Genomic DNA, 7,220 nt, shown 5'->3' on the forward strand with positions numbered 1-7,220 from the left:
GCGACATCTCACTTAGAATAATATATCAGTAGGGCGAAGCATGACCTCCGTAAATATAAGACGTTCACCAATAACTTATATGCCGGAATGCTTCGCTCTCTTTTTTTCGACAAGATGCACTCCCAAAAACTGCTACTTAGATTACGATTTTATTAATCAACAAGCTCAAATTTATCATCCTAAAATAAAGGTTGATTATTACCTTTAATTGTTAAAAAATAATTACAATAATCCACCTGCTCTCAACCATATTGGTTCCACTCTTTCCACACTTCGACTCTCTTTTTTCAGCCACCGCTCGCGAGTGCTGCTACCGCAGCGGCAAATCGAACTTCTGACACACAACTAATTATGGCAAAATCTAGACTTACAGAAACACCCCCTCAGCAAAAAGTAGTACAGAGAGCAACCAAGAAAAAACGATCTCCTGAAACAGCGACTAATTCCGCTAAGGCTGAAAAATCTGTTACAAAAATCACAAAAGGTTCTTCAACTTCTGAACCGGAAACAGCACTTTCAGAACAAGTAGAACCCTCTGAAAAATCCACAGAATATACACCAGTTTCAGCCACAGATGCTTCTGATTTAGGAGCTAAATCAAACGATGAGACATTGCCGGAGCCTTCTCCTTCCCCTTCCCCTTCAATCGTTGAATTTGCCTGTGATGCCAGAGAATTAAATGATTACATCCAAACTCTCAAAAGCAGCATTTATAGCAATAACAACCATGTCATTTTATCCAATATTCTCATAGAAGCAGATGCCGCAACTAGACAATTGCATTTAACTGCTTATAACCTGGAATTTGGGATACAAGCGAGTTTTGAAGCTAATATCAATCAATCTGGAAAGCTCACTCTCCCTGCAACCATACTCGCAGACATTCTCGGAAAATTTCCGAAAAGTCGCGTTACCTTAAAGAGTTCTTGGGAAATTATCAAAGGAAGTGACGTTCCATCAGTCAGTGCCACTCTGACTGCATCAAGGAGCAAGCACGTCATTCGTGGGCTAACTGCGGACGAATTCCCTGTTATCAAGAGCCTTGAACAAAAACTTGTGACCATTCCTGCTAGCGTGTTAATTGCTGTCCTCAAAGCCAGCTTATTTGCTGTAAGTTCTGAAGAAACCAAACGTATCTTAACTGGAGCTAACTTTCAACTAAGCCACGACGCAGAAAGGGGACTTTCTCAATTGAGAGTTTGGACAACAGACGGACATCGGATAGCAATGGTTGTAGGATTCAGTGAAAGCAGTGATTCCGATATTTTGAACACTCGAAACGTGCAATTTACAGTACCCACTAAGGTACTCCGGGTATTAGAGCGGACTTTGAATCCCACTGACAGAGTAGCTATTTACTATGAGACTGAGCCTGACAATAGCAATAACTTTGTTGCTTTTGAGTGGAACAATTGGCGGCTGACAGCGCAGTTATTAGAAGGAAAATACCCGAAGTGCGACCAGATTATTGCTCCTTATCGGCATGAACTTAGCCATCAAATTGTGGTAGAGAAGCTCAGCTTTTTAAAAGCCTTAGAGCGGTTAGCTTCTCACAGCGATAAGTCCCATGTTACAGCAATTTTTGAATTCGATTTAGATAGTCAACAAGTGCGAATTTCACTAAATAATACTCTCAGTTCTGGTACTGAGATAGTTGATGCCAAACTATTCGGTTGTGACTTTCGGATCAAGTGCGACATCCGCTATTTAATTGATACAGTTAAAGCTGTTTCTAGTTCGGATTTGCGGATGTTAATGGCAACTCCTACGGCTCCCATACTGATTGCACCGTTTGGAATACCAGCGTCGGGTACAGAGGCTTTAGAGTGCGAATACATTATCGCTCCGCAAGAATAAAAGGTGGGGAGCGGCATCTAAATTTGATGCCCTCTCCTGCCCCAATTCGGAGCCTATTACTGTATAAATTAGGATAATTTAAATTCCTATTTTAACATAAAAATTATCTACAAGTGTGTTCAATACTGTCGCACCAACAACTTATATTAATACTAATTATCAAGACTCATGCAATAGTAGCCGTAGGGTGTGTCGCCATTAAAAATTCCTAATTTAGACAAACAATCTCACAGAGCCGCACCTGACAAACAGAGCCCACAAACAAAGCTAACAATTCTGTAGCAAGATTTTTGAGAAATGGCATAACTTCAGGCATGCCTCCCCTATCGGGGAATAGTTACCAGAAGTATTCTAACGACTCAAAATGTACCAACCACTGCACCTCAAATACCGCCCCAAAAACCTACAAGAATTAGTGGGTCAAGACACCATCAAAACAACCTTGACCAATGCCATCACCTCCGACAAAATTGCTCAAGCTTACCTATTTACTGGCCCCAGAGGAACAGGCAAAACTTCAACCGCTCGCATTCTTGCTAAATCCCTCAATTGTTTGAATAGCAAAAAGCCAACCGCCACTCCTTGCGGAGAATGTTCAAGCTGCAAAACCATTGACTCCTGTTCAAGCTTAGACGTAACTGAAATCGATGCGGCCTCTCACAATGGCGTGGATGATGCCAGAGAATTAATACAACACAGCAACTTTGCGCCAGCGATGAGCCCTTACCGCATCTGGATTTTAGACGAGTGCCACCAACTCAGTACCAGCGCTCAAAATGCTCTCCTCAAATGCCTTGAAGAACCTCCGGCTCATGTGGTGTTTATTCTCTGTACGACTGAAGCACATAAAGTCCTGCCGACAATTATCTCCCGCTGCCAAACTTTTAACTTCCGAGCCTTGTCAGTTGATGCTATTATCGGACAATTGCACAAAATTAGCTCCACTGAATCTATTGAGATCGCAAGTGAGGCGATGCGGGCGATCGCTCGTACCTGTGACGGGGGGTTAAGAGATGCTCTACAATTACTTTCTCAGCTTTCACTGCTAAACTCAGAGATTACCCTAACTCAAGTTGCAGAAGTATCTGGCAGTATCAGCGAGCAAGAGTCGATCGCCCTTCTCAAAGCCATTCATTCTGGCGATACCCTAAGCGTACTGCAATCTTCGAGAACGCTCATTGACAGCGGCAAAACCCCTAAACTTATTCTCAGCAGCTTGCTAGCAGCAATGAGAGATTTGCTCATTGTCAAATCAACGCGCCACTGCCAGAATTTAATTGCAGGGCCAGTAGGCTACTCACAACTGCGATCGCTCGCTCTTCATCTCGATTTTGAAACAATTGATGCGGCTTGTACACAATTGCAAAAATCAGAATTTCAATTGAGAACTAGCACCAATGCTGCTACTTGGTTAGAAGTCTGTCTGCTGAACTTGATGCTGTCAAGCAAACCCGCTGCCCCCGAAACGCGATTGCCGGCAACTTTCCCATCTAATCAGCCTGACAATTTTGATAAAAGTCCTCAAAAAATAGAGGCAGATTCTCCTGACTTTGAGACAACTTGGGCGCAAGTAGTAGCAGCAGCGAAACCAGGCAATCGTAGCCTCTTAAACCGCGCTCAAATTGCCGAACTTTCGGCTGATTCATGTGTGTTAGCAGTAGAAAGAAAATACGCGAATAAGTTTCAGAGTCACCTTGAATCCGTGCAGCGGATCGTTACTAAAGCTTTAGGCCGCTCTGTTACTGTAACTGTCAAACAACAGGAAGAGTTAGCAGCATGATTAGCATCCTAATTGGGAATGATACCTACGCAATTGAACGAGAAGTTGAAAAGTTTAAGACTCAAACTCATCCTCTCTGGCGAGATTTCAACATCCACCGCTTCGATGCTTCTTCCCTGGATGCAGCCCTCTCTGCTGCTGCTTCAGTTCCTTTCGGCGGTGGAAACAAACTTATTGTCGTTGAAAATTGCGATTTCAAGCAATTTGGAGAAATGGGGCTAGAATTGCTGCAAATTTTGCCCCAATTACCTGTTACAACGCACTTAGTCTTCACTGCTGCTGTTATCGACAAACGGCTCAAGGTAGTCAAGCATTTGTTGCAGTTTGGTAACCTCAAGGAGTTTACTCTCATTCCTCCTTGGCGTACCGATTTGATTGAAAGTGCGATCGCTGCTACTGCTAAACAGATGAATCTCTCAATTGCCCGAGATGCTGGCAGTTATCTAGCGGTAGCGATTGGCAACGATTCTGCTAGAAGAGTCAGTGAACTAGAGAAATTAGCCATTTATGCAGCAGGCGCTCGCATTACGAAAGAAGCTGCTAAAATCCTCGTTCCAGCTACCACAGCCAACTGTTTTCAACTTGCCGAAGCTCTTTTAAAAGGTCAAGCAGTGGCGGCAATTAAGGTGCTTGATGAATTGCTATCTCGGGCAGAGTTTCCTTTAGCAATTATTGCCACTCTCCAAACTCAGTTTAAAACTTGGCTGTGGGTAAAAGCTACTATCAATTCCGACCAACAACGTTCTGATAGCGAAATTGCTAGTATGTGCGGAATTAGTAACCCGAAACGGCTGTATTTCCTTAAGCAGGAGGTTAAGGAAGTATCTGCGAACTCCTTAAGTCGATCGCTCTCCATTTTGTTTGATTTAGAAATTGCTCTCAAAACAGGAGATAAGCCTGACTCGATGTTGCCTGCTTTGCTCAGCATCACTCAACTCACTCACCTTAAATAACAGGAAAGCGCTGCCGAGTTAATTCGGCAGTCTTTCATTGACCGCTTCGATCGGTATTTTAGCGAGAATTAATCACGCGCTAACCACCAAATTAATGCTCCAACAGCGACTACTGGTGCTGCAATGCAATGGCGGGTGCGATCGCAACTGACATTACTATTCCTGTTAGGCGATCGCAATTAAAGCAAATATGCCCAAGAGTATTCCTAAGAAAAACTAAAGGACAGGCGATTCAAAATTTGGGGAAGACCAGCGATGAGACACAGAGCCGATGACTTGACGATTTTTTATATGTTATATTACAATCAGAAATAGTTTTCTTTATCTATATTTTAAGATTATGGAACCTTTATTGGCAGCCGCGTTAGCGTTAGGAACAGTCATGGGAACGAAAGCCTTAGAGAAAACAGGTGAAAAAATCGGTGAGATGTGTGTTGAAAAAACGCAACAATTTTTAACAAATCTTAACCAAGAAAGTCCCACTACAGTAACGGCAATTGAACATACACCCGATCGGCCTTTAAATTATAGTCAAGTCATTCCCGATATTCAAGCCGCAGCCGAAAAACGACCCGAATTATGGACACAAATTCAAGAGTTAGCGGAATTAGGGCAACAGGAACCTAAAATCAATCCCTATATTCAAAAAATTGAGACTCATCTCAGAGCTAACCCTTCTATTGTTAATAATAGTAAACTAGCTGATGAGATCAAACAGGTATTGCAAGGAAATACCTTTAATAACAGCACCTTAACCATTAATAATTGACTGAACTCGCCCGATGGGAACCGGGCAAAGTCGATTCCCAATATTGACTGGCACGAAGTCTGTCAAGAAGCTTTAGCAAAGCAACGACGACTAACAACAAATCCCCTCACCACTGGCAACGGGGTAGAGTTTGCTTTTGATGATATTTATATACCTCTGGGATTAGTTGAACGGGTAAAGAAGGAAAAACGCTCTGGGGAAGTTTCGCCAGAGGAAGGTTCCCAATTTTATCAGCCAGAAAAGGAGTATGAAGAAGTCACCCGCACCTATAAAAATGATGAGTTTTTCGCGCAAGTGCTGAAACAGGGGCAAAGTCCGAAAAGTCAAGGGCGCAGGTTAGCGGTGACGGGAGAGCCGGGGGCAGGAAAAACGACGCTGTTACAGAAAATTGCCCAATGGGTAGCGACAGAAACAGAGCAGGATGTGGCAATTTGGGTGTCTTTGGCAGATTTGCAGGGGCGAAGTGTTGAGGAGTATCTGTTGCAAAAGTGGCTTAAGGATGCTCTGGGTGCGGTGCGGGTAACGCCGGAAATGGAAGACGCGCTGGCGTTGTTGTTTAACAGTGGGCGAGTGTGGCTTTTGCTGGATGGAGTGGATGAAATGGCGGCGGGTGGCAACCCCCTGGCGACTGTTGCGGCTCAGATTACCGGATGGGTTGCCCAAGGGCGAGCGGTGCTGACTTGTCGCCAGAATGTTTGGGATGCGGGGAAAAATACCCTGGAAGGGTTTGATGTTTATCGCAATCTCGATTTTGACTACCCGGAGGGGGTGGGGCAATTTATTCAACGCTGGTTTGCGCGTCAAGGAGAGTTAGGGGAGCGGTTGCTGGCAGAATTAGCCCAAGCTGGAAAAGAGCGGATTCGGGATACGGTGCGAAATCCCCTGCGGTTGGCGCTGTTGTGTCGCGCTTGGCAAATTCGGCAGGGGGGTTTGCCGGAAACGAAGGCGGGGCTTTATGAGCAGTTTGCCGAGGCGCTGTATGTGTGGAAGCAGGAGGCTTTTCCCACGAAATCCAAGCAGCGACGGGAGTTGAATGCAGGGTTGGGAAGGTTGGCGCTGCGGGGGATGGAGCAATCTGAGTCTCGGTTTCGGTTAAGGGAAGGTTTGTTAACGGAGGTTTTGGGGGAAACTGATGAGCCTTTGTGTCGGTTGGCGTTGCAGTTGGGTTGGTTGAATTTGGTGGGGGTGGCGGTAGAAAATCCCGATGAGCGGGTTTATGCGTTTTATCATCCGACGTTTCAGGAGTATTTTGCAGCGTTGGCGGTGGATGATTGGGGTTATTTTTTGCATCATGGGCCAGATAATCCGAGTTTAGGTACTTATCGGATTTTTGAGAAGCAGTGGAAAGAGGTGATTTTGCTGTGGTTTGGGCGGGAGAATGTGCAGAAGGAGAAGAAAGAGGCGTTTATTGAAAAGTTGATTAATTTTGATGATGGTTGTGGCAGTTGGAATTATCGGAAAAGGTGGGGTTATCAGAAAGTGGATAGAGGTTTTTATGAGTATCGTGCTTATTTTTTCGGGGGGCTAATAATTCCTGAGTTTAAGGAGAGTCGTTTTGCTGATCTAATTGTTAGTCAAATTGTTAAATGGAGTTGCGTTCCTTTTATTGCAGCAATTAGACAAGGGGCAGAGGCAGTATTAGCAGAAACCGATAGGGAAAGAACGATCTCTCGTTTAATCCCACTGCTCGATAAAACTTATGATGAATATACCCGTAGGAGTGTTGCCAATATTTTAGGTGAAATAGCAGTGGGAAATGAGGAGGTAATCAACCGTTTAATCCAACTGCTCGATAAAACTTATGATGAATATACCCGTAGGAGTGTTGCCAATATTTTAGGTGAAATAGCAGTGGGAAATG

At 44.2% G+C, this 7,220-nt stretch carries 5 protein-coding genes; all 5 read left to right on the top strand.

What is annotated here, in order from left to right:
* Nucleotides 1-351: 351 nt before the first annotated feature.
* The gene (gene dnaN / locus QUB24_RS06880) at nucleotides 352-1,857 is read left to right on the top strand and encodes a DNA polymerase III subunit beta (RefSeq protein WP_333151824.1); all 1,506 of its coding nucleotides are present in this window, start codon (nucleotides 352-354) and stop codon (nucleotides 1,855-1,857) included.
* Between the two features lie 364 nt (nucleotides 1,858-2,221).
* Complete coding sequence (dnaX, locus tag QUB24_RS06885; RefSeq protein ID WP_333151826.1) at nucleotides 2,222-3,637, top strand: DNA polymerase III subunit gamma/tau; 1,416 nt, start codon at nucleotides 2,222-2,224, stop codon at nucleotides 3,635-3,637.
* Nucleotides 3,634-4,590: a DNA polymerase III subunit delta gene (gene holA, locus QUB24_RS06890; protein WP_333151828.1), complete on the top strand. Its 957-nt coding sequence runs from the start codon at nucleotides 3,634-3,636 to the stop codon at nucleotides 4,588-4,590. Before dnaX ends, holA begins: the two co-directional genes overlap by 4 nt.
* Nucleotides 4,591-4,930: 340 nt before the next feature.
* Complete coding sequence (locus QUB24_RS06895; RefSeq protein WP_333151831.1) at nucleotides 4,931-5,359, top strand: hypothetical protein; 429 nt, start codon at nucleotides 4,931-4,933, stop codon at nucleotides 5,357-5,359.
* Nucleotides 5,360-5,653: 294 nt separating this feature from the next.
* The coding region (locus QUB24_RS06900; protein ID WP_333151833.1) for an NACHT domain-containing protein at nucleotides 5,654-7,220 on the top strand (1,567 nt) is incomplete at its 3' end.

This window comes from Microcoleus sp. B9-D4, from assembly GCF_036705105.1.
GTDB lineage: Bacteria > Cyanobacteriota > Cyanobacteriia > Cyanobacteriales > Microcoleaceae > Microcoleus.